The sequence below is a fragment of the Paenarthrobacter sp. GQ52 genome (genome assembly GCF_059759005.1).
The window spans coordinates 1-19,448 of sequence record NZ_JCAXEJ010000019.1; the positions used below are offsets into that span (position 1 = coordinate 1).

General features: G+C 63.2%; 18 protein-coding genes. 10 read left to right on the forward strand and 8 right to left on the reverse strand.

The genetic code is table 11. The annotated features are described in order from the left end of the window. Nucleotides 1–266: 266 nt before the first annotated feature. Nucleotides 267–1,448: a hypothetical protein gene (locus AC6CH8_RS18845; RefSeq protein ID WP_498191877.1), complete on the reverse strand. Its 1,182-nt coding sequence runs from the start codon at nt 1,446–1,448 to the stop codon at nt 267–269. Between the two features lie 6 nt (nt 1,449–1,454). On the opposite strand from AC6CH8_RS18845, the gene AC6CH8_RS18850 reads away from it, so the two are divergent. From AC6CH8_RS18850 to xerD, 9 genes are all read left to right on the forward strand, one after another. After that, a complete protein-coding gene (locus tag AC6CH8_RS18850; RefSeq protein WP_498191878.1) occupies nt 1,455–2,270 on the forward strand; it encodes a hypothetical protein in 816 nt (271 codons plus the stop codon). Then, nucleotides 2,263–3,249, forward strand: a complete 987-nt coding sequence (locus AC6CH8_RS18855; protein WP_091466556.1) for an HAD-IIA family hydrolase — start codon at nt 2,263–2,265, stop codon at nt 3,247–3,249. The genes AC6CH8_RS18850 and AC6CH8_RS18855 overlap by 8 nt, the downstream gene beginning before the upstream one ends. Before the next feature lie 9 nt (nt 3,250–3,258). Further along, nucleotides 3,259–3,543 (forward strand): hypothetical protein, encoded by a 285-nt coding sequence (locus AC6CH8_RS18860; protein WP_498191880.1) that lies wholly within the window; start codon nt 3,259–3,261, stop codon nt 3,541–3,543. Nucleotides 3,544–3,546: 3 nt separating this feature from the next. Further along, entirely contained in the window at nt 3,547–4,359 is an 813-nt protein-coding gene (locus AC6CH8_RS18865) for a TlyA family RNA methyltransferase (RefSeq protein ID WP_054809331.1), read from the forward strand. A 12-nt stretch (nt 4,360–4,371) separates the two neighbouring features. After that, nucleotides 4,372–5,412, forward strand: a complete 1,041-nt coding sequence (locus AC6CH8_RS18870) for an NAD kinase (protein ID WP_091466559.1) — start codon at nt 4,372–4,374, stop codon at nt 5,410–5,412. 3 nt (nt 5,413–5,415) lie between these two features. After that, a complete protein-coding gene (recN, locus tag AC6CH8_RS18875; RefSeq protein WP_498191882.1) occupies nt 5,416–7,155 on the forward strand; it encodes a DNA repair protein RecN in 1,740 nt (579 codons plus the stop codon). A 144-nt stretch (nt 7,156–7,299) separates the two neighbouring features. Beyond that, nucleotides 7,300–9,045: a CTP synthase gene (gene pyrG, locus AC6CH8_RS18880; protein ID WP_091466563.1), complete on the forward strand. Its 1,746-nt coding sequence runs from the start codon at nt 7,300–7,302 to the stop codon at nt 9,043–9,045. 27 nt (nt 9,046–9,072) lie between these two features. Continuing rightward, a complete protein-coding gene (locus tag AC6CH8_RS18885) occupies nt 9,073–9,735 on the forward strand; it encodes an NUDIX domain-containing protein (RefSeq protein WP_498191884.1) in 663 nt (220 codons plus the stop codon). A gap of 2 nt (nt 9,736–9,737) precedes the next feature. Further along, nucleotides 9,738–10,697 (forward strand): site-specific tyrosine recombinase XerD, encoded by a 960-nt coding sequence (xerD, locus tag AC6CH8_RS18890; protein ID WP_498191923.1) that lies wholly within the window; start codon nt 9,738–9,740, stop codon nt 10,695–10,697. Between the two features lie 43 nt (nt 10,698–10,740). On the opposite strand, the gene AC6CH8_RS18895 is transcribed toward xerD, so the two are convergent. Next, nucleotides 10,741–11,499, reverse strand: a complete 759-nt coding sequence (locus AC6CH8_RS18895) for a hypothetical protein (protein WP_498191886.1) — start codon at nt 11,497–11,499, stop codon at nt 10,741–10,743. A gap of 56 nt (nt 11,500–11,555) precedes the next feature. Here AC6CH8_RS18895 and AC6CH8_RS18900 point away from each other — a divergent pair, with 56 nt between their 5' ends. Beyond that, nucleotides 11,556–12,053: an 8-oxo-dGTP diphosphatase gene (locus tag AC6CH8_RS18900; RefSeq protein WP_091466570.1), complete on the forward strand. Its 498-nt coding sequence runs from the start codon at nt 11,556–11,558 to the stop codon at nt 12,051–12,053. 85 nt (nt 12,054–12,138) lie between these two features. Here AC6CH8_RS18900 and AC6CH8_RS18905 read toward each other — a convergent pair whose 3' ends face one another. The 6 genes from AC6CH8_RS18905 to AC6CH8_RS18930 form a co-directional block, all read right to left on the reverse strand. Further along, entirely contained in the window at nt 12,139–13,278 is a 1,140-nt protein-coding gene (locus tag AC6CH8_RS18905) for a bifunctional 2-methylcitrate synthase/citrate synthase (RefSeq protein ID WP_179017412.1), read from the reverse strand. Nucleotides 13,279–13,354: 76 nt separating this feature from the next. Then, nucleotides 13,355–14,260 carry a methylisocitrate lyase gene (prpB, locus tag AC6CH8_RS18910; protein WP_498191889.1) on the reverse strand — a complete coding sequence of 302 codons (906 nt, stop codon included), beginning with the start codon at nt 14,258–14,260 and terminating at the stop codon, nt 13,355–13,357. Further along, complete coding sequence (locus AC6CH8_RS18915; protein WP_498191890.1) at nt 14,261–15,781, reverse strand: MmgE/PrpD family protein; 1,521 nt, start codon at nt 15,779–15,781, stop codon at nt 14,261–14,263. Between the two features lie 26 nt (nt 15,782–15,807). Further along, nucleotides 15,808–16,464, reverse strand: coding sequence for a GntR family transcriptional regulator (locus tag AC6CH8_RS18920; protein WP_498191892.1), 657 nt, complete (start codon nt 16,462–16,464; stop codon nt 15,808–15,810). Nucleotides 16,465–16,533: 69 nt separating this feature from the next. Beyond that, complete coding sequence (locus tag AC6CH8_RS18925; protein ID WP_498191893.1) at nt 16,534–17,619, reverse strand: class I SAM-dependent methyltransferase; 1,086 nt, start codon at nt 17,617–17,619, stop codon at nt 16,534–16,536. Between the two features lie 134 nt (nt 17,620–17,753). Then, nucleotides 17,754–19,409, reverse strand: a complete 1,656-nt coding sequence (locus tag AC6CH8_RS18930) for a LuxR C-terminal-related transcriptional regulator (protein ID WP_498191894.1) — start codon at nt 19,407–19,409, stop codon at nt 17,754–17,756. Nucleotides 19,410–19,448: the final 39 nt, after the last annotated feature.

Below are 19,448 nucleotides of genomic sequence, written 5' to 3' on the forward strand. Positions count from 1 at the left end.
AACCGGGGAGCCCCGACCACGAAGGTCGGGGCTCCCCGCATTTAACAACCCTTCACACTCACTTGACTGCCAGTAGTGGCTAAGCCCACACCCGAACGCAGCTATTGCTATGTGGTACTTCAGGTGTTGGGCACTTGTGAGACTTGCCACGGGACGCCCCAGAGATGGCCTCGGCGTTCGGTCGCTGTGGCGGTGTCGAATAGAATTGAACAAGATATACGAGTCGGCAGACGAGTGCTGCCGGCGGCGTGACAACGAAATAAGGGTTATGAGCGACTACGCACGCGCCAGTGGTCGGCTCGCAACAGGAGGAATCCACCATGGCTGAGCACAACGGCGGCAATCGCGGCGGCAATCGCGGAAACTTCGGAGGGAACCGGGATGACCGCGGTTCGTACCGCGCCAACAACAATTCCGGCGGAGACCCCCGTGGCTTCCGTTCCAGAGAGAACAGGGATGGCAACGACCGTCCGGCTCGCGATGGTGAGCGTCGCCCCTTCAACAATGACCGTAGCGATCGTCCGGCTCGCGATGGTGAGCGTCGCCCCTTCAACAATGACCGTAGCGATCGTCCGGCTCGCGATGGTGAGCGTCGCTCCTTCAACAATGACCGTAGCGATCGTCCGGCTCGCGATGGTGAGCGTCGCTCCTTCAACAATGACCGTAGCGATCGTCCGGCTCGCGATGGTGAGCGTCGCTCCTTCGGTGGCGACCGTGACCGCAAGCCGTTCGGTGACCGTAACGATCGTCCGGCTCGCGACGGTGAGCGTCGCTCCTTCGGCGGCGACCGTGACCGCAAGCCGTTCGGTGACCGTAACGATCGTCCGGCACGAGACGGTGAGCGTCGCTCCTTCGGCGGCGACCGTGACCGCAAGCCGTTCGGTGATCGTCCCGAGCGCGGACCGCGTAATTTCGATGGCCCCCGCCGCGATAACGATGAGCGTCGCTCCTTCGGCGGCGACCGTGACCGCAAGCCGTTCGGTGACCGTAACGATCGTCCGGCACGAGACGGTGAGCGTCGTTCGTTCGGTGACCGTGGTGATCGTCCGGCACGCGATGGTGAGCGTCGCCCCTTCAACAACGATCGTGGTGACCGTAAGCCGTTCGGTGATCGTCCCGAGCGCGGACCGCGTAATTTCGATGGCCCCCGTCGCGATAACGATGACCGTCGCCCCTTCAACAACGACCGCGGTGACCGTAAGCCGTTCGGTGATCGTCCCGAGCGCGGACCGCGGAACTTCGGCGGTGACCGCAACGACCGTGGCGGTTCGTGGGAAGAGCGTCCGGCCCGGGTCCCCAATGCCAAGGACATCCGCAGCGCCAACCGTCCTGACCGCGAACGCTCTCCGGAGATTGACGAGGACGTCACGGGCAAGGAACTCGACCGCGCCACGGGTCACCAGATCAAGACCCTCGAGGAGCAAAGCGCGGGCTGGGTCGCGAAGCACTTGGTCATGGCTGGCCGCCTGATCGACATTGAGCCGGAGCTCGCATTCCAGCACGCCCTCGCCGCAAGCCGACGCGGCGGGCGCCTCTCGGCCGTGCGTGAAGCGGTTGGGCTGACTGCTTACGCTGCCGGCCACTACGGTGAGGCACTGCGCGAATTCCGTACGTACCGCCGCATCAGTGGCTCCAACGTGCATTTGCCGGTGATGGCTGACTGCGAGCGTGGCCTGGGACGTCCGGATCGCGCCCTTGACATGGTCCGTTCTCCCGAAGCCCAGGATCTTGACGCTCCGGGCAAGGTTGAGCTTGCCATCGTGGCCTCAGGTGCACGTGCGGACCTCAAGCAATTGGATGCTGCGGTTAGCGAGCTTGAGATCCCGCAGCTGGACATCAACCGGGCCTTTTCATATAGCCCCCGCCTCTTCCGCGCATACGCTGAAGCTCTGAGTGCTGTGGGTCGTACCGAAGAAGCGGACAAGTGGGCCCGGCAGGCGCTCGTGGCTGAGAACGCTTTGGGTGTGGGCGACTTCGCTGAACCCGAAATTCTGGACCTGGGCTGGGACGAGCAGGAAGAAGCAGCTGCGCGTAAGCCGCGCTTCGAGAAGCCGGCCCCGGACGCCGACGTCGTGAAGCCTGAAACGGAGACGGTCATCGTTGAGGCCGCAGCCGCTGATGTTGAGCATGATGACGTTGAGCTTGATGATGTCGAGTCTGATTACTTCGAATCCGATGACGCTGAATCTGACATCGATTCAGCGGACGAAGAAGCAGAAGCAAAAGACGAAGACACCGAGAACGAGGGCTCCGACTCCCAGCATGGCTGATTCACTGATCTCATCGTTTGATGCTGTCCTTTCGGATCTGGATGGAGTGGTTTATGCAGGACCGCACGCCATTCCGGGGGCTGTGGAGTCATTGCAGCGTCTCGAAACCGTAGGCGTCGGCCTGGGTTACGTGACAAACAATGCCTCCCGCACCCCTGCCCAGGTCGCGGCGCATCTGCGTGAGCTCGGTGCGCCGGCCGAGGACCATCAAGTGGTTAGTTCCTCCCAGGCGGCAGGGGAGCTTCTGGCTTCCATGCTGCCTGCGGGGGCGCATGTCCTCATCACTGGCAGCGCAGCATTGGCCCATGAGATCGAACTGGTGGGACTCAAACCGGTGCACAGCGCCGCCGAATCACCGGTTGCGGTCGTCCAGGGATTCAACCCGGAGATTGGGTGGAAGGATCTGGCGGAGGCATCATATGTCGTAGCCGGGGGTGCCATGTGGTTTGCCACCAACACGGACATGTCCATCCCGCAGGCCCGCGGCATGGCACCGGGTAATGGAACGCTGGTTGCCGCGGTGGCGGCTGCCACGGGCAAGACGCCGTTGGTGGCGGGCAAGCCCGAAGCACCCCTTTTCCACGCGGCAGCAAAACGGCTAAACGCCGATCGTCCGCTTGTTGTGGGCGACCGTTTGGACACAGACATCCTGGGTGGCAACCGCGCAGGATTTGCGACGGCGGCAGTCCTCACCGGTGTGGACACCACCCACACCATCATTGCGGCGCGGACTGACGAACGTCCGGATTACCTGCTGGCAGACCTGGAAGGCCTTTATGCGCCGTATCCGGAGGTTGTCAGCGACGCCGGCACGTTCCGCTGCGGTGCAGCCACCGCAGTTGCAGGGGACGGGACCGTCACTGTGACTGGCCTTGAGGGTGACCTCGATGCATGGCGCGCAGCGTGCGCGGCATGGTGGGCAGCGGTTCCCGACACGGACGTGGCGCAGGCGCCGCAGCTGGAATGGCGAAATCACTAGACTGGTGCGATGACCGAGCCCCAACACTCAGAGCCTCAACACCCAGAGGCGGAACATCCTGAACCGGAGCGACCCGCGGTCCAGTGGCCTGAGGCCGCAAACCCCACAGGTGATCCGCTGGTGGACAGGGCACTAGGCCCGCTGGAGGACGTGAATAAATTGCCCGTGCCGGACCATGGGGACCTGTACGCCGGCATCCATGACGGCTTGTTGGAAGCCTTGGATGCCGAACCCGGGCTTCCGGCAGTCCCGAAAAGCACCCCCAGCGATCCCCGCCCGGAAGGCGACAGCTAACGTATGCCAAGACTTGATCAGGAACTCGTCACCCGCGGGCTGGCGAGGTCCCGTACCCATGCCGCCAAGCTCATTAGTGACGGCAAGGTCAGCTCGGGCGGCAACGTCCTCGTCAAAGCCTCGCACCAAGTGGATGCTACGACCGGGTTGGATGTCGAGTCCCACCTGGAGGACATCTATGTCAGCCGCGCCGGGCATAAGCTGGCCGGCGCGCTGAAGGCGTTTCCCGCCGTCGTCGTTTCCGGGAAGAGGTGCCTCGACGCCGGTGCCTCCACGGGCGGTTTCACTGACGTCCTGCTGCGGCAAGGTGCCGCCGAAGTAGTGGCGGTGGACGTGGGGCACGGCCAGCTGGTCACGCACCTCCGGGAGGATCCCAAGGTGGAGGTCCACGAAGGCCTGAACGTCAGGTATATGACGGCGGAGCAGATCGGCGGTCCGGCACAGCTGACGGTGGCTGATTTGTCCTTTATCTCGTTGACGCTGGTCCTGTGGCCGCTTGCGCAGTGCACCGAGCCGGGCGGCGATCTAGTCCTTATGGTCAAACCGCAGTTTGAGGTTGGCAAGGAGCGCCTGAGCCGAACCGGCGTGGTGTCCTCAGAGAATGAACGACGGCGGGCGGTCGCCCAAGTGGCCCGCGCAGCAGTGGATGCCGGCCTTGAACTTCAGGACCTGGCAGCCAGTCCGCTTCCCGGGCAGGACGGAAATGTTGAATACTTCCTGTGGATGACGCGCAGGATGTCCTCGGTGTTGCCTAAGATCGAAGAGCGGGACGAGGACGTTGCTGCATTGATCAGGAAACTCTGGCCGAACCACTAGAAAGCAGATTCGATGAGCAGGCGTGTACTTGTCCTTGCCCACACCGGGCGGGAGGAATCGCTCCGCGCAGCGTGGGATGCCTGTACGCAACTGCATGCCTCTGGTCTGGTTCCCGTGCTGCAGAAGTCCGAACTTGCAGATATCGAACGGTTCTTCGGTGCCCTCGATACACCCATCGAGATCCTCAACGATCACGTCAATCTGGAGGACGTGGAACTCGTGATGGTCCTGGGCGGCGATGGCACCATACTCCGCGCGGCTGAGCTGGTCCGTGAAGTCGATGTCCCGCTGTTGGGCGTCAACCTGGGTCACGTGGGTTTCCTCGCGGAAAGTGAACGCGCCGATCTGGCCCAAACGGTGGAGTGGATAGCCAGCCGTCAATACACGGTGGAAGAACGCATGACCATCGATGTCCAAGTGTGGGTCAAGGGCCAGAAGATTTGGCACACGTGGGCTTTGAACGAGGCTGCCATTGAGAAGGCCAACCGTGAACGCATGTTGGAAGTTGTCACCGAAGTTGACGAGCGCCCTTTGACGTCATTCGGCTGTGATGGTGTTGTCCTCGCGACGCCCACGGGTTCCACGGCCTACGCTTTTTCTTCAGGTGGGCCCGTCGTGTGGCCTGAGGTTGAGGCTTTGGTCATCGTCCCGATCAGTGCACACGCACTTTTTGCCAAGCCGCTGGTGGTGTCGCCCCGTTCCAAGTTGGCGGTCGAAATCATGAACCGTACCGACGCCGTGGGGGTCCTCTGGTGCGACGGCCGTCGTTCGGTGGATCTCCCGCCTGGAGCACGCGTTGAAGTAACGCGTTCGGCGACCCCGGTGCGGCTGGCCCGGACGCACAAGACACCGTTCTCGGCCCGGCTTGTCCGGAAGTTCCAACTTCCCATCCATGGCTGGCGCGGCCCGGCGCCCCGGAGCGGCGAAGTGCACACCGGACCCATCCCTGTCATCCGCACACTGTCACCGGCACCGTTGCCCAGCCCCCGGGACTCCGGAACGTCCCCGGACCCTGGGCACGGTGAGCCATCAGACCCCACGAATGCGAAGTGAAACATGCTCGAAGAACTCCGAATCCGTGACCTCGGCGTCATAACCGACGCCGCCCTGCCGCTGGGCCCCGGCCTCAGCGTCGTCACCGGCGAAACCGGTGCAGGCAAGACCATGGTGGTGACCGCCGTCGGACTTCTTCTTGGTGCCCGTTCGGATGCCGGCGCCGTTCGAAGCGGCGCCAAATCCGCGTCGGCGGAAGCTGTGCTGAAGCTCGATCCAGCGCACAGTGCTGTGGAACGCGCCAAGGAGGCCGGCGGGGAGGCGGAAGAGTTCGACGGCGTTGCTGAGCTCCTGCTGGCCCGCACCGTGGGCGCCGACGGGCGTAGCCGGGCTTATGTTGGCGGACGTGCGGCACCGGTGGGTGTATTGGCTGAATTGGGCGTGAGCCTGGTGGTGGTCCACGGCCAGTCAGACCAGATCCGGCTCAAGAGCGCCACCGCACAGCGGCACGCCTTGGACAGGTTTGCCGGAGCACCCCTCGCCAAGACGCTGGGGGAGTACCAGGAACTGTTCAACCACTGGAGGGCCATCCAGTCCGAACTCGAAACACTGCGCAGCGAAGCCCGCGAGCGTTTGCGGGAGGCTGAATCCCTGGACGCGGCCCTCAAGGAAATCGACGAGGTGAATCCCCAGCCTGGCGAAGACGAAACCCTCAAGGCCGAGGCCGTAAAACTGGCCAATGTGGAAGAACTGCGTTTGGCGGCAGCTGCGGCCCATGAGTCCCTCATTGCCGAAGAATTCGGAGACGCCGGCGACGCAACAACCATGGTGGATGCCGCCAAACGGACACTGGAGCACGTGGCGGAGCACGACGAGGAACTTCGTTCCGCAGCAACGCGGCTGGCGGAGGTCGGCTTCCTCCTCAATGACATCGCCGCCGAGTTGTCCAGTTACCAGGCAGCGCTGGACACGGAAGGCCCCGAACGGCTCTCCGAAATCGAGGAACGCCGCGCTGCCCTCGCCAAGCTGATCCGAAAGTACGCCCCCAGCATTGACGAAGTGCTTGAGTGGGCTGCTGCGGCCAGGACACGCCTCGACGAGTTGCAGGATGACTCCAGCCGCATCGAGGCCTTGGACGCCGAAGTGGGTTCCGCGGAGGCAACCCTGCGCAAGCTGGCCGCGGGCATCACCAAAGCCCGCCTCAAAGCTGCCAAGGACCTCTCAGCGCGGGTCAGCGCCGAGCTGAAGGCCTTGGCCATGGCCGACGCCACGTTGGTCATCGAGGTTGATGGCAGCGGCGTGCTGGGGCCGTGGGGCACCGATGAGATCGCCTTCCTCCTCAGGCCTCACTCCGGTGCTCCGGCGAGGCCACTGGGCAAGGGTGCCTCCGGCGGTGAACTGTCCAGGGTCATGTTGGCAATCGAGGTAGTTCTTGCCGCAGTGGATCCCGTCCCCACGTTCGTCTTCGATGAAGTGGACGCCGGCGTGGGTGGGCGTGCCGCCGTCGAAATCGGCCGAAGGCTGGCCATGCTCGCCCGGCACGTCCAGGTCCTTGTGGTCACACACCTGCCACAGGTAGCGGCCTTCGCAGATCAACATATCCGCGTGACGAAAACTTCCGTGCGTGGCGCTGATGGGAAGACAACCACGGGGTTCACGTCCAGTGACGTTCAGCTTCTTAGCGACGACGAGCGGGTCAAGGAGCTTGCCCGCATGTTGGCCGGTCAAGAGGATTCCGAGAGCGCGCAGGCGCATGCCCAGGAATTGCTGGACGACGCGAAGCTCCTGCCGCAGCGCGCGTAGTGTTGCCGGGGTTAGCTGCCGCGGGCTAGTGCGAGCACAATCACATTGGTGCGCTTCTTCCCGCCCAGGTCTTGCTTGGAATGCGGTGGTGAGCAACTATTGACCATTTGGGGAATCCGAACAGACGCTTGGAAGGCGTAATTGATGATAAGCTCGAATTCCGTGGTGCAGCGATCAAATTCCCGTGTAAATTCCCGGTTCCCGGGCTCGTCCAAGACGACCAAACACATCTTCGTCACCGGTGGTGTGGCGTCCTCGCTCGGTAAGGGTCTGACGGCTTCAAGCCTCGGTCACCTGCTGCGGGCACGTGGTTTGTCTGTAACTATGCAGAAGCTCGATCCCTATCTGAACGTGGATCCGGGCACGATGAACCCCTTCCAGCACGGCGAAGTATTCGTGACGGACGACGGTGCCGAAACCGATCTCGACATCGGACACTACGAGCGCTTCCTCGATGAGAACCTTGAAGGTTCGGCCAACGTCACAACGGGCCAGATCTACTCCACCGTCATCGCCAAGGAACGTCGCGGCGAATACCTTGGAGACACCGTTCAGGTTATTCCCCACATCACGGATGAAATCAAGCGCCGTATGCGCCTGCCTGCCGAAGGCAAAAACGCTCCGGACGTCATCATCACCGAAATCGGTGGCACGGTGGGCGACATCGAGTCGCAGCCGTTCCTTGAGTCCGCACGCCAGGTCCGCCAGGATGTGGGCCGCAACAACGTCTTCTTCCTGCACGTATCATTGGTGCCGTACATTGGCCCTTCCCAGGAGCTGAAGACCAAGCCCACCCAGCACTCCGTGGCTGCCCTCCGCTCCATTGGCATCCAGCCTGAAGCTATCGTGATCCGCTCGGACCGCGAAGTGCCCGATGCCATGCGCGAAAAGATCGGCCGCATGTGCGACGTCGACATCGACGCCGTGGTTAACGCCGCTGACGCGCCCAGCATCTACGACATCCCCAAGACCCTTCACTCGCAGGGCTTGGACTCCTACATCGTCCGTGCATTGGATCTCCCGTTCAAGGATGTTGACTGGACCAAGTGGGACAAGCTGCTTGAAGCTGTCCACAACCCCAAGCACGAGGTCGAGGTTGCCCTTGTGGGCAAGTACATCGACCTCCCGGACGCCTACCTCTCGGTCACTGAGGCTCTCCGCGCCGGAGGTTTTGCCAACGAAGCCAAGGTCAAGATCCGCTGGGTCCCCTCGGACGAGTGCGAAACCCTGGCAGGTGCCACCAAGTCCTTGGCCGGTGTGGACGCCATTTGCGTTCCCGGCGGCTTCGGTATCCGTGGCCTCGAAGGCAAGCTTGGCGCTTTGAAGTTCGCCCGCGAGACCAAGCTCCCGGTCCTGGGCTTGTGCTTGGGCCTGCAGTGCATGGTGATCGAGTACGCCCGCAACGTGGTTGGCCTTGAAGGTGCTTCCTCCAGCGAGTTCGAGCCCGACTCGAAGTACCCGGTTATTGCCACCATGGAAGAGCAGTTGGACATCGTGGAAGGCAAGGGAGACCTCGGCGGCACCATGCGCCTGGGCCTGTACGAAGCCAAGCTGGACGAAGGCTCGGTCATTGCCGAGACCTACGGCACCACCACTGTCAGCGAACGGCACCGCCACCGCTACGAGGTCAACAACAAGTACCGCGATCAGATCGCTGCCGAGGGCCTGGTGTTCTCGGGTACTTCCCCTGACGGCAAGCTCGTGGAATATGTGGAGCTTCCCCGCGAAGTCCACCCGTACTACGTGGCAACGCAGGCGCACCCGGAACTCAGCTCCCGCCCCACGCGCCCCCACCCGCTGTTCGCAGGTTTGGTCAAGGCTGCCTTGGAGCGTCGTGAAGGTGCGCCCGTGGCCACCAAGACCGGCGCCCGCACGGTAGCTGCCAAGTAAACGCAAGTACTAACGAAGGACGGCGCGATGCCCGGTATTTCTGAAACCCCCCGCACATCAAGGCAGGTTTCGGACATGCCGAGCCCGCGCCGTCTTTTGTCTACCAGCAAGGTATATGAAGGCCGCATTTGGGACGTCGTCAGCGACTCGTTCCAACTCAGCGACGGCACGGACACCCTGGTTCGTGACTACATCGACCACCCCGGCGCAGTAGCGGTGCTGCCCATGAACGTGGACGGTGAGATTCTCTTGCTGAAGCAGTACCGGCATCCGGTCGCCATGGATCTGTGGGAGATCCCCGCCGGCCTGCTGGACGTTGAAGGCGAGGACTTCGTGGTGGGCGCGGCCCGGGAACTGGCGGAGGAAGCCGACCTGGTAGCGGCTACCTGGAACGTCCTTGTGGACTTCTTTAACTCGCCGGGTTCCTCCAGCGAGGCAGTCCGGATCTACCTGGCACGGGGCCTCAGCGACGTACCGTTGGCGGACCGGCATGTCCGCACCGATGAAGAAGCTGAAATTGAACTTCACTGGGTGCCGCTTGAGGACGCCGTGCAAGCAGTGCTGGAAGGCCGTCTGCATAATCCGTCGGCAGTGCTGGGGATCCTCGCTGCCGCTGCCGCGAAAGCTGATGGCTTCACCTGCCTTCGTCCAGCCAATGCGCCTTGGCCGGCTCACCCGAGCCAGCGCTGAGCATGGCCGAGGCCGCCACTCGAACCGTCAATGGCGTTGACCGTGCAGTAACCGACTATCTGCAGCACGTCGGGGTGGAGCGCGGCTTGGCGGCGAACACGCTGTCCGCGTACCGCAGGGACCTCGCCCGGTATTCGAACTTCCTTGCCGCGCAAGGCGTGGATCAGCCGGGAAACATCACTCGGCATCATGTGACCGCCTTCGTGCAGGCCTTGTCTGACGGTTCGGACGGCGCCGCCGCCCTGGGGGTGCGCTCTGCTGCACGCACAGTGGTAGCTGTGCGTGGCCTCCACAAGTTTTGGGCGCTGGAAGGAACCACGACGGCGGACCCAGCCAGCGATGTGCACCCACCAATGCCGGGTAAGCGGCTGCCAAAAGCCATCAGCGTTGGTGAAGTGACGCGCATCCTGGAAGCTGCCGGCTCAGACAGTGCTACCGGTCTGCGAGACCGCGCATTGCTTGAATTCCTTTACTCCACGGGAGCCCGCATAAGCGAGGCCGTGGGGTTGGACGTCGATGACGTCTCCCTCGAAGACACCGGCGATGACCCTGCCATCGTGCGGCTGTTCGGCAAAGGTTCCAAGGAACGCCTGGTGCCCCTGGGCTCTTACGGTGCCCGCGCCGTCGGGGCCTATGTTGTTCGCGGCAGGCCATTGCTGGCGTCCAAGGGCAAGGGCTGCCCGGCGCTGTTCCTCAACGCCCGGGGTGGCCGGATCAGCAGGCAGAGTGCGTGGACCATCCTTAAGGCCGCCGCCGAGAAGGCGAATATCACCAAAGATGTCTCTCCACACACGCTGCGCCATTCCTTCGCCACCCACCTCTTGGAGGGTGGGGCGGACGTCAGGGTGGTTCAAGAGCTGCTGGGACACGCGTCCGTGACCACCACCCAGGTCTATACGCTGGTCACCGCGGATACTTTGCGTGAGGTCTACGCAGCAGCGCATCCAAGGGCGCTCGGATAGCCAGGGCGCCGGGATAAATCCAGACACTAAGATAACGCCCGGGTTACTCGAGCACATTAAGCGTCAGCTCCACGGCGTCCACGAACAATGCCAGCAGCGAGGTCCCCAAGCCAGCTACCAGCAAGAGGCCGGGGTGTGCCAGCCCTACCACCACGCGCTTGAGTCGGGGGCGTCCGCGGAGGAACTTCTTCGGTACGCGTGTCTTCAGTGGTATCTGACGCCAGCCCCGCAGCCGCCGCAGAAACCACGCACAGCGGACGATGAACGCCATCCACAGGATGGAGAGCACCAGCGGAACTGCTGCCAGCATGAGATTGAAACCCAGAGCCGTGACTTCCTTCTCGGAATCGCCAATCACGGACTGGATGGTGGTGGAGATGGAAGCACTCATCACCACTGAGGCTGCCCACACCATGAAGGCTGCCACCAGTGCAAGGAATCGGACGAAGAAGTGGCCCAAGACGGTTGCGTCGACTGCCCTGAGGTGGCTTCGCGGCGTGGCATGCAGCACCACTAGCGTAGAGATCAATGTGGGTAGTGCGGCCACGAGGACCAGCAGGTACCAGGTCCATCCGGCCAGGTCCACCACTTCGTCCAAAACGATCAGTCCTGCCCAAACCACTGTCCAGGCCCACCCTGCATAGAGCGGGTGTGCCACGAGCCAGCCTGGCAACCAGGCGTCCCGTTCGGCTTTAGCCTTGGGGACTGTTTCTCCTGCACCCGAACCGTCGTTGGGCGGCGGTTCGCCAACGCTTTCGACGGCTGCCACCTGGGCTTGCCGGTTGCCCCCACCTTCAGTCATGGGCTCACTGTAGCAATGGCGGCAGCGGCAGGGGAGATCAGGTTAAGGTAGGCAGCATGACTGCAGCCCATGTGACTTTGTGCTTCCTCCTCCGCGACGGCGCGGACGGAGAACATGTCCTGCTCGGGACCAAGAAGACAGGTTTCGGTCGGGGCAAGGTGGTGGGCGTCGGCGGGCACGTTGAGTTGGGGGAGACCGCCTCACAGGCTGCGTGCCGTGAGGTCATGGAAGAGATCAACGTGGTGGTGCACGCGAAGGACCTGATTCCGGCGGGCACAGTTGATTTCGTTTTCCCTGCGAGGCCGGAGTGGAACATGGCCACCACCGTGTTCCTGACCCGCGCGTGGGAGGGGGAGCCATCGGAAAGCGACGAGATCGCCCCTGAATGGTTCCCCGTGGCGCAACTTCCAGTAGAGCGGATGTGGGCTGACGCGGAACACTGGCTGCCGGCCATGATTTCCGGCCAGCGCATCGCCGTGAGGGTGGCCTTGGCGGCAGACAACGAGAATGTGGCCGACGTCCACACCATTGATTGGGTGGATCCTCAGCGGTAGCAGTACCGAAGCAAGTACGACGACGGGCCGGTAACCTTTCGGTGACCGGCCCGTCGTCGTAGAGTTCGCCAAATTTCGGGACGCGTTAGGGGACGTGCCGCTCTTCCGGCCCGTTGTATTCACTCAGCGGACGGATCAGTGAGTTGGATGCTACCTGTTCCATGATGTGGGCGGTCCAGCCGGTGATGCGGCTGGCGACGAACAACGGGGTGAACGTCTGGGTGTCGAAGCCCATCAAGTGGTAGGTGGGCCCGGCCGGGTAGTCGAGGTTGGGCTTGATGGCTTTGGCCTCGTCCATGGCCTGCTCGAGTCCGTTATAGAGGCCCAGGAGCTCAGGCCTGCCGTAGTGGGCGATCATCTTGTCCAGGGCGGCTTTCATGGTGGGCACGCGGGAGTCGCCGTGTTTGTAGACGCGGTGTCCGAAGCCCATGACCTTCTTCTTCTGGGCCAGGGCGTCTTCCATCCAGGCCCGGGCCCGGGTGGCGGCTTCCTCGAGGGACTCTTCGCTGCGGATGCCGATTTCATCGAAGGTGTGCATCACGGCCTCGTTCGCTCCGCCGTGCAGTGGACCCTTGAGGGCGCCGATCGCGGCGGTAACCGCCGAGTGCAGGTCAGCGAGCGTGGAGGTGACGACGCGGGCGGTGAAGGTGGAGGCGTTGAAGGAGTGCTCGGCGTACAGGATCATGGAGACGTTGAACGCCTCCACCACCTCCGGAACCTGTTCTTCGCCGAACGTCATCCACAGGAAGTTGGCCGAGTAGTCCAGGTCCTCACGCGGTTCAACGGGTTCCTGTCCGCGACGGCGGCGCTGGTCATAGGCCACGACGGCGGGCATGGCGGCCCAGAGATCAATTGCCTTCTTCATGTTCGCTTCAGGTGAGGAATCCTCCGCCAGCTCGTGCCTGGCGCCCAGCACCGACGCTGCCGTGCGGCACACGTCCATAGGGTGCGCCGTGGTGGGCAGTGTATCCACCACTGACTTCACCACGGGGTCCAGAGCACGTCCTGCGCGCTCGCGGGCGGTGAATTCCGAGAGCTCTGTTTCGTTGGGCAGTTCGCCGTTCCACAGCAGGTAGGCGACTTCTTCGAAGCTGCATTTAGCGGCCAGTTCCTGGACCGGATACCCGCGGTACAGCAGCGAGTTGGTGTCCGGGTTGACCTTTGAGACCGCGGTGTAGTCCACCACGACGCCGGCAAGGCCTTTTTTGATGTCTTCAGCAGCCATGCTGAACTCCTTCGTTCATAGTGCAGGCGCTCCGAGTAGGCCAGAGTGCCTGCGTTCCCCTTGATGAATCCGGAACCTAGCGGACGCCAGGTACCTGGAAGTTGAAAACGCCGGTATCGAATTGGTTGTATGCCTCGTAGTCGACGAGTTCGTAGAGGCGCGCACGCGTGAGCATGTTTTCCACTTGCGCTTCTTGGGTCCCCGCAGCCCTAATCGATTCCAGAGTACGCTCTGCAGCGCCCATGGCAATGCGGAGGAGGGTGACGGGGTAGATGACCATGTTCACGCCGACACCTTGGAGCTGCTCGACGGTGAAGAGCTCGCTTTTGCCGAATTCGGTCATGTTGGCCAGGATGGGCACGTCCACGGCGTCGCGGATGGCTTGGAACTCGCTCAAGTCACGCATGGCTTCGGGGAAGATCGCGTCGGCGCCGGCGTCCACCAGGGCTTTGGCGCGGTCCTGCGCAGCTTGGATTCCATCTGTGGCGCGGATATCGGTGCGGGCCATGATGAGGAAGTTCGGGTCGCGGCGGGCGTCTGCCGCGGCACGGATGCGTTTGGTGGCGGTGTCGATGTCCACCACGTTTTTGCCGTCCAGGTGTCCGCAGCGTTTGGGGTTGAACTGGTCCTCGATGTGGCAGCCGGCCAGGCCCGCGTTTTCGAGTTCCTGGATGGTGCGGGCCACGTTCATGGGTTCACCGAAGCCGGTGTCTGCATCCACGAGGGAGGGCAGGTCCGTCATGCGGGCGATCTGCCCGGCCCGGGTGGCTACCTCAGTGAGGGTGGTCAGTCCGATGTCGGGCAGGCCGAGGTCGTTGGCCAGGACGGCACCGGAGATGTAGACCCCGGCGAAGCCCTTTTCCTCGATGAGGCGGGCTGAGAGCGGGTTGAACGCGCCGGGGAACTGGTGCACGGTCCCGGAGGCCAGCAGTTCCCGCAGCTTGACGCGTTTCTGTTCGGGGGTGACTTTGGAGTACAGCATTTAGAACAGTCCCTTGGGCGCGTTGCTGAGGTCGATCACGCCGGGTGCTGCGGTGATGTTCAGCTGGTCCAGTTCGCCGGCGCCGAGTTCGGTGACGCGTTCGACGGCGGTGAGGAACCTTTCGATTTCGGCTTCCTCCACGAGTCCTGCTGCGAGGGTGCGGAATTTGTTGATGTATTGCTCGCGGGCGAAGGGCCGGGCACCGAGCGGGTGGGCGTCGGCCACCGCGATCTCGTCCGTGACAACAGACCCATCCGTGAGGGTGATTTCAACAGTGCCGCCGAAGGCCTTCTCGGCGATGTCCAGTGAGTGGTAGCGGCGGGTCCATTCCGGGTCTTCGACGGTGGTGACCTTGTGCCAGAGTTCCACGGTGTCCGGACGGGCGGCGCGTTCGGGGGCGTAGGAGTCCACGTGGTGCCACGCACCGTCCTGCAAGGCGACGGTGAAGATGTACGGGATGGAGTGGTCCAGTGTTTCGCGGGACGCGGTGGGGGAGTACTTCTGGGGATCGTTCGCGCCGGAGCCGATCACGTAGTGGGTGTGGTGGCTGGTCTTGATCAGCACGGAGGCGACGTTGGCAGGATCGGTGGTTTCGGGGTGCTCTTTGTGGAGTTTGCGGGCGAGGTCGATCCACGCCTGGGCCTGGTACTCGGCGGAGTGTTCCTTGGTGTAGGTGTCCAGGATGGCGCGCTTGGCTTCACCGGGCAGCGGCAACGGGACCTCGTAGGAGGCGTCCGGGCCGTCCAGCATCCAGGCGATCACGCCGTCTTCGCCTTCGTAGATCGGCACGGGTGAGGTCTGGCCACGCATGGAGCGGTCCACGGCTTCGACGGCCATTTTGCCTGCGAAGGCCGGGGCGTGGGCCTTCCAGGTGGAGATTTCACCCTTGCGGGACTGCCGGGTGGCGGTGGTGGTGTGCAGGGCCTGACCCACGGACTGGAAGATCGTCTCAACATCCAGACCCAACAACGTGCCGATACCTGCCGCGGCGGACGGGCCGAGGTGGGCCACGTGGTCGATCTTGTGCTTGTGCAGGCAGATGGCCTTGACCAGGTTCACCTGGATCTCATAGCCGGTGGCGATGGCACGGACCAGATCCTTGCCATTGGAACCGACGTGCTGGGCGACGGCCAGGATCGGCGGGATGTTATCCCCGGGGTGGGAGTAGTCCGCGGCCAGGAACGTGTCGTGGTAGTCCAGTTCGCGGACGGCCACGCCGTTGGCCCATGCGGCCCACTCGGGGGAGACCTGCTCTTCGATGCCGAACACGCGGGCCCCCTTGCCGTTGGCTGACGGTGCGTGGGTCAGTGCCTGCGCACGGGCCGCGACAATCGGTGCCCGGTTCAACGAGGCGATGGCCACCGAGGCGTTATCGATGATCCGGTTGATCACCATGTCAGTGACCTCGGGGGTGACGTCGACGGGGTCGGCGGCGACCACGGCGATCTTGTGCGCCAACTGCTCCTCGCGGGGGAGGTTCTCTTCGGACTTGTAGACGCGGACGTGATGGTTCTTGACCATGGTGCTCCTTCTCGTGAGGCGTTTGGCTAGGCAGGGTGTTTCAAGGTAGGGGTGTGGGTGGCTTTGACGTGGGTGAGGCTGCGGTGCAGGTGGACGGTGGTGGCGGCCTCGGCCAGCCGGGGGTTGCCTGCGGCGATGGCCTCAGCAATCGCGGCGTGCTCGGCGGCCGCGGCATGGAGCCGGGCAGTGTCATCGGCGGCCAGGCGGCGGACCCGGACCAGGTGGACGCGCAGGCTCCGCATCGCCTGGGCCAGGTAGGAATTGGAGACCGCAGCGTCGATGGCGTCATCCAGCCGGCTCACCAGGGCGTAGTAATCGTGGCGTGCGGGGTCGTTTTCGCTGAGCAGTTCGGGGGCTTGCAGCAGCTGGGTATGCAACTCGGCGAAGATCCCGGGTTCCCCGCGCTGGGCAGCCAACGCCGCGGCCCTGACTTCAAGGGTTTCGCGCAACTCGAACAACTCGTCGATGCTCTCCAGCGAGATGTCGGTGACGACGACGCCGCGGCCACCTGCCGCCGTCGTCAATCCCTCCGCGGTGAGCCGGCCCAGCGCCTCCCGGACCGGCGTCCGGGACACCCCGAGCCGTTCGGACTGCTCCACTTCCGCGAGGACGGTACCCGGCCGAAGGCGCCATTCGATGATGTCTTCCCGTAGGGCCGAATAGGCCCGATCACTGGCGCGCATGCCTTCAGTGTATACATGAATCGGGAAAAATGGCACTAACTGGGGACAAGTCTCCCGCTATGTATACATTCAAACGCGAGCGATGAAGTACGCATTAAACGGATCCTGCTCCACTTCCTTCACCTCCACGGTCCGGAAACCTGCTTCACGAAGCATGTCCGTGGCCCGTTCCTTCCCCCATACCGTGCCCAGGCCATCGCCGCCTTGCCCCAAGGAAACAGCCATGCAGTGGAATGTGGAAATGGTGTACAGGAAGGCGGCCCACGGGAGGTCCAAGTTCTCCTCCAACCGGCTTGAAGCATTGATGTCCACCATCAGGAAGGTGCCGCCGGGCTTGAGCGCAGCATGGATGTTCTTGAGCACCTGAGCCGGGTGGGCTTGATCGTGGATGGCGTCAAACGCTGTCACCAAGTCGAACGCCTCGGAGATGTCCAGCCGGCTCACATCCTGAAGTTCGAATCGGACGTTGGAAAGTCCCAGGCCGGAGGCCTCGGCAGCGGCGGTTGCCAATGCTTCGGCGGAGAAGTCGTAGCCGGTAAAAGTGCTGGCAGGGAAGGTGGACCCCAACAGGTTCAAGGCATGGCCCTCGCCGCATCCGATGTCAGCGACGGAGATACCGCTGCGCAGCGCCTCCAGGCAATCTGTCAGGGGAAGGATGGTCTCCAGGAGTGATGCATCGTTCACTGCAGCGCTTTCAGAAGCCATGATGTGATGGAATCGCGGGTAATCCTCGTAGCTAGTTCCGCCGCCCGTCCGGAACGCGTGGACGATCTTCGGGGCCACCTCGCCCATGAGCGGCACGTACTGCAGTGTTCGCGCGAGATTTTCGGTACCTGCACCTGTTACGACAGGAACGAATTCCGGGCGCAGGAGATACGTTCCACTGTCCGGTTGGTAGTCCACGAAGCCAGCCGAGGTCATGCCGCCCAACCATTCCCTGACGTAGCGCTCATTGAGGCCCGACGCATCGGCAATAAGCCTGCAAGAGGCCGCAGGGAGGGCCGACAGTGTCTCGAAAAGGCCAGTTTGGTGGCCTACAACCACCAAGAGGGCGATGGAAGAATCGTTGAGGATTCCGATCAATCGTCCCGTGGCCTGCTGGACGGCTTCCGCCGCCGTGGAAGCTTCCCGTTGCCCGGCCTGGGTGCTGTTCATCGCGGGTCCTTAATAATGCGGGGGCCGGCCTGCCCGGCCCGTTATCCGTAGCTTCAAGGTAAGGCCGCGGAGCCTTGCAGCGCGTCCGCGAAAACCTGCATCTTTTGGCGCACCATGGGTCAAAACATGCAGGCTCAAGTCCGATGGTGCTCTGCTATTCCGTGACGACGCGCCCAAGCTGCCGCAGCGGTCCTGGAGTTAACGCCGATCTTGGTGAAGATGTTGGCCAGGTGACGGCTGGCTGTTTTCTCGGAGATGGTGAGGGTCTGAGCGATCTGCCTGTTGCTTGAGCCGGACAACACGCAGCCCAGTACTTCCATTTCCCTGGCCGTCAGCCCACCCAGGGCGTCATCAACATTTGGCAAGGAGAACGGTGCAGCTCCTAGCTGTGTACGGATGGCGGCAGCGGTGGCGCGTTCCGCGTCGGCCGCACCGGCCTCGCCCAGCGCCGCCCGGACTGACGATAGTCGCTCATGGATCCGTGCCAGCTCAAAACGTAAATGCTGGGAACGGTAGCCTAGTGCAGCCGCTTCAAACTCGGGCAGCGACTGGAGCCAGCGGCCTTGGGCCATCAACAAAGCGCCTCTGGCATGATGCGCCCACGCAATCAATCCTGTTGTCCCGTAAAAGGCAGCAGTTCCTTCCAGCTCGCTGCAAAACACCTCAGCACTGTCAGCGTCCCGGGGTGCAAGCAACTCCACGAGCGGCAGCAGCAACCAGGCCCGTCCAAGGCGCCCGCGGTCTGCCAACGCGGCGCGGAGATCCGTGAGCGCTTCCTCGTCCTTTCCGGCATCAGCAAGAAGCAAGGCCGAGCCGGGCTGGGCATCTACGCTGAGTCCACGCGCCATGGCATACGCGGCCGCGGCGCCGGATCTGTTTCCCTGCCGTCGGCGAATATCGCCCAGTTCGTTGAAACAGTCGGCCGCGATCCAAGCATGGGCATTCCGAAGACGCTCGCCGAGGTGCGCCAGTTCCGCCTCTGCCTGCTTCCAGCCCCCTTCGGCACTGATCAGCTGCAGTTCATGGACCCGGACGATCCCCGAGTACATGAAGGACGTGGAAAGGCTGGCGCACCATGCGGCCAAAGCGTCAGTCCACCACCTCATGCGCGAGTAGTCGGCCAGTTCGTAGCAGAGGTGGATGACGGAGCAGTAGATATCGCCACCCCACTCCGCCGGGACCTGGCCGGCCATGACGGGGAGCAGTGCTTGATCCAGGTCCTCGAAGCCGCGGGCTGCCTGGCCTCTCCGGACGGCGGCGAGACCCGACAACATGAGCGCGAAACTCTCCAGCTCGGGAGCTTTCTGCCTACGATTCATGGCGGTCAGCTGCAGGGAAGCAGCAAGGGCAGAGCCCGCGTCACCTTCGAGGTAGATTGCGTCGTTGCCCTCCAGATACAGCAAATATCCGTGTTCCGGAGACTCGGGAAGCCTGTCCAAGAGTCGTCGCGCCCGGTTCAGCCATGCCGATGACACAGCGATGTTCCCGCGGACACCCCACTGCAAGGACAAGGTCAGCGCAGCCTTAGCGGCGGCCTGGAACTGTGTACGGGCGACCAATCCGCGAAATACTTCCTCGGATAATGCCATGGAACCCTGAACGTCGCCGAGCCACCATTTGGAGCGCGCCAGGATTTCCAGGTCCTCCAGGCTCAGCGGAGATTCTTCACCGGCACTCTCCATGGTCCGAAGCGCAGCGTCCCACTCTCCACGGGCGTACGCCTCGCGGGCTTCCATCAGCTGCGGTAGCGCTGGCGATTCTGGTTGTCGGAGCGGCGGCTGTGCGGACATGGGCTCTCCATGGGTCGCCACCAGCTTACTGCGGAGGCA

What these genes read in the sequence shown, in the direction of transcription:
- AC6CH8_RS18925 (WP_498191893.1), bottom strand. Translation starts at nt 17,619, where the DNA reads ATGAACAGCACCCAGGCCGGGCAACGGGAAGCTTCCACGGCGGCGGAA.
- pyrG (WP_091466563.1), top strand. Translation starts at nt 7,300, where the DNA reads ATGATAAGCTCGAATTCCGTGGTGCAGCGATCAAATTCCCGTGTAAAT.
- prpB (WP_498191889.1), bottom strand. Translation starts at nt 14,260, where the DNA reads ATGCTGTACTCCAAAGTCACCCCCGAACAGAAACGCGTCAAGCTGCGG.
- AC6CH8_RS18895 (WP_498191886.1), bottom strand. Translation starts at nt 11,499, where the DNA reads ATGACTGAAGGTGGGGGCAACCGGCAAGCCCAGGTGGCAGCCGTCGAA.
- AC6CH8_RS18915 (WP_498191890.1), bottom strand. Translation starts at nt 15,781, where the DNA reads ATGGTCAAGAACCATCACGTCCGCGTCTACAAGTCCGAAGAGAACCTC.
- AC6CH8_RS18850 (WP_498191878.1), top strand. Translation starts at nt 1,455, where the DNA reads ATGGCTGGCCGCCTGATCGACATTGAGCCGGAGCTCGCATTCCAGCAC.
- AC6CH8_RS18855 (WP_091466556.1), top strand. Translation starts at nt 2,263, where the DNA reads ATGGCTGATTCACTGATCTCATCGTTTGATGCTGTCCTTTCGGATCTG.
- AC6CH8_RS18900 (WP_091466570.1), top strand. Translation starts at nt 11,556, where the DNA reads ATGACTGCAGCCCATGTGACTTTGTGCTTCCTCCTCCGCGACGGCGCG.
- AC6CH8_RS18885 (WP_498191884.1), top strand. Translation starts at nt 9,073, where the DNA reads ATGCCCGGTATTTCTGAAACCCCCCGCACATCAAGGCAGGTTTCGGAC.
- AC6CH8_RS18865 (WP_054809331.1), top strand. Translation starts at nt 3,547, where the DNA reads ATGCCAAGACTTGATCAGGAACTCGTCACCCGCGGGCTGGCGAGGTCC.
- AC6CH8_RS18870 (WP_091466559.1), top strand. Translation starts at nt 4,372, where the DNA reads ATGAGCAGGCGTGTACTTGTCCTTGCCCACACCGGGCGGGAGGAATCG.
- AC6CH8_RS18920 (WP_498191892.1), bottom strand. Translation starts at nt 16,464, where the DNA reads ATGCGCGCCAGTGATCGGGCCTATTCGGCCCTACGGGAAGACATCATC.
- AC6CH8_RS18905 (WP_179017412.1), bottom strand. Translation starts at nt 13,278, where the DNA reads ATGGCTGCTGAAGACATCAAAAAAGGCCTTGCCGGCGTCGTGGTGGAC.
- xerD (WP_498191923.1), top strand. Translation starts at nt 9,738, where the DNA reads ATGGCCGAGGCCGCCACTCGAACCGTCAATGGCGTTGACCGTGCAGTA.
- AC6CH8_RS18860 (WP_498191880.1), top strand. Translation starts at nt 3,259, where the DNA reads ATGACCGAGCCCCAACACTCAGAGCCTCAACACCCAGAGGCGGAACAT.
- AC6CH8_RS18930 (WP_498191894.1), bottom strand. Translation starts at nt 19,409, where the DNA reads ATGTCCGCACAGCCGCCGCTCCGACAACCAGAATCGCCAGCGCTACCG.
- recN (WP_498191882.1), top strand. Translation starts at nt 5,416, where the DNA reads ATGCTCGAAGAACTCCGAATCCGTGACCTCGGCGTCATAACCGACGCC.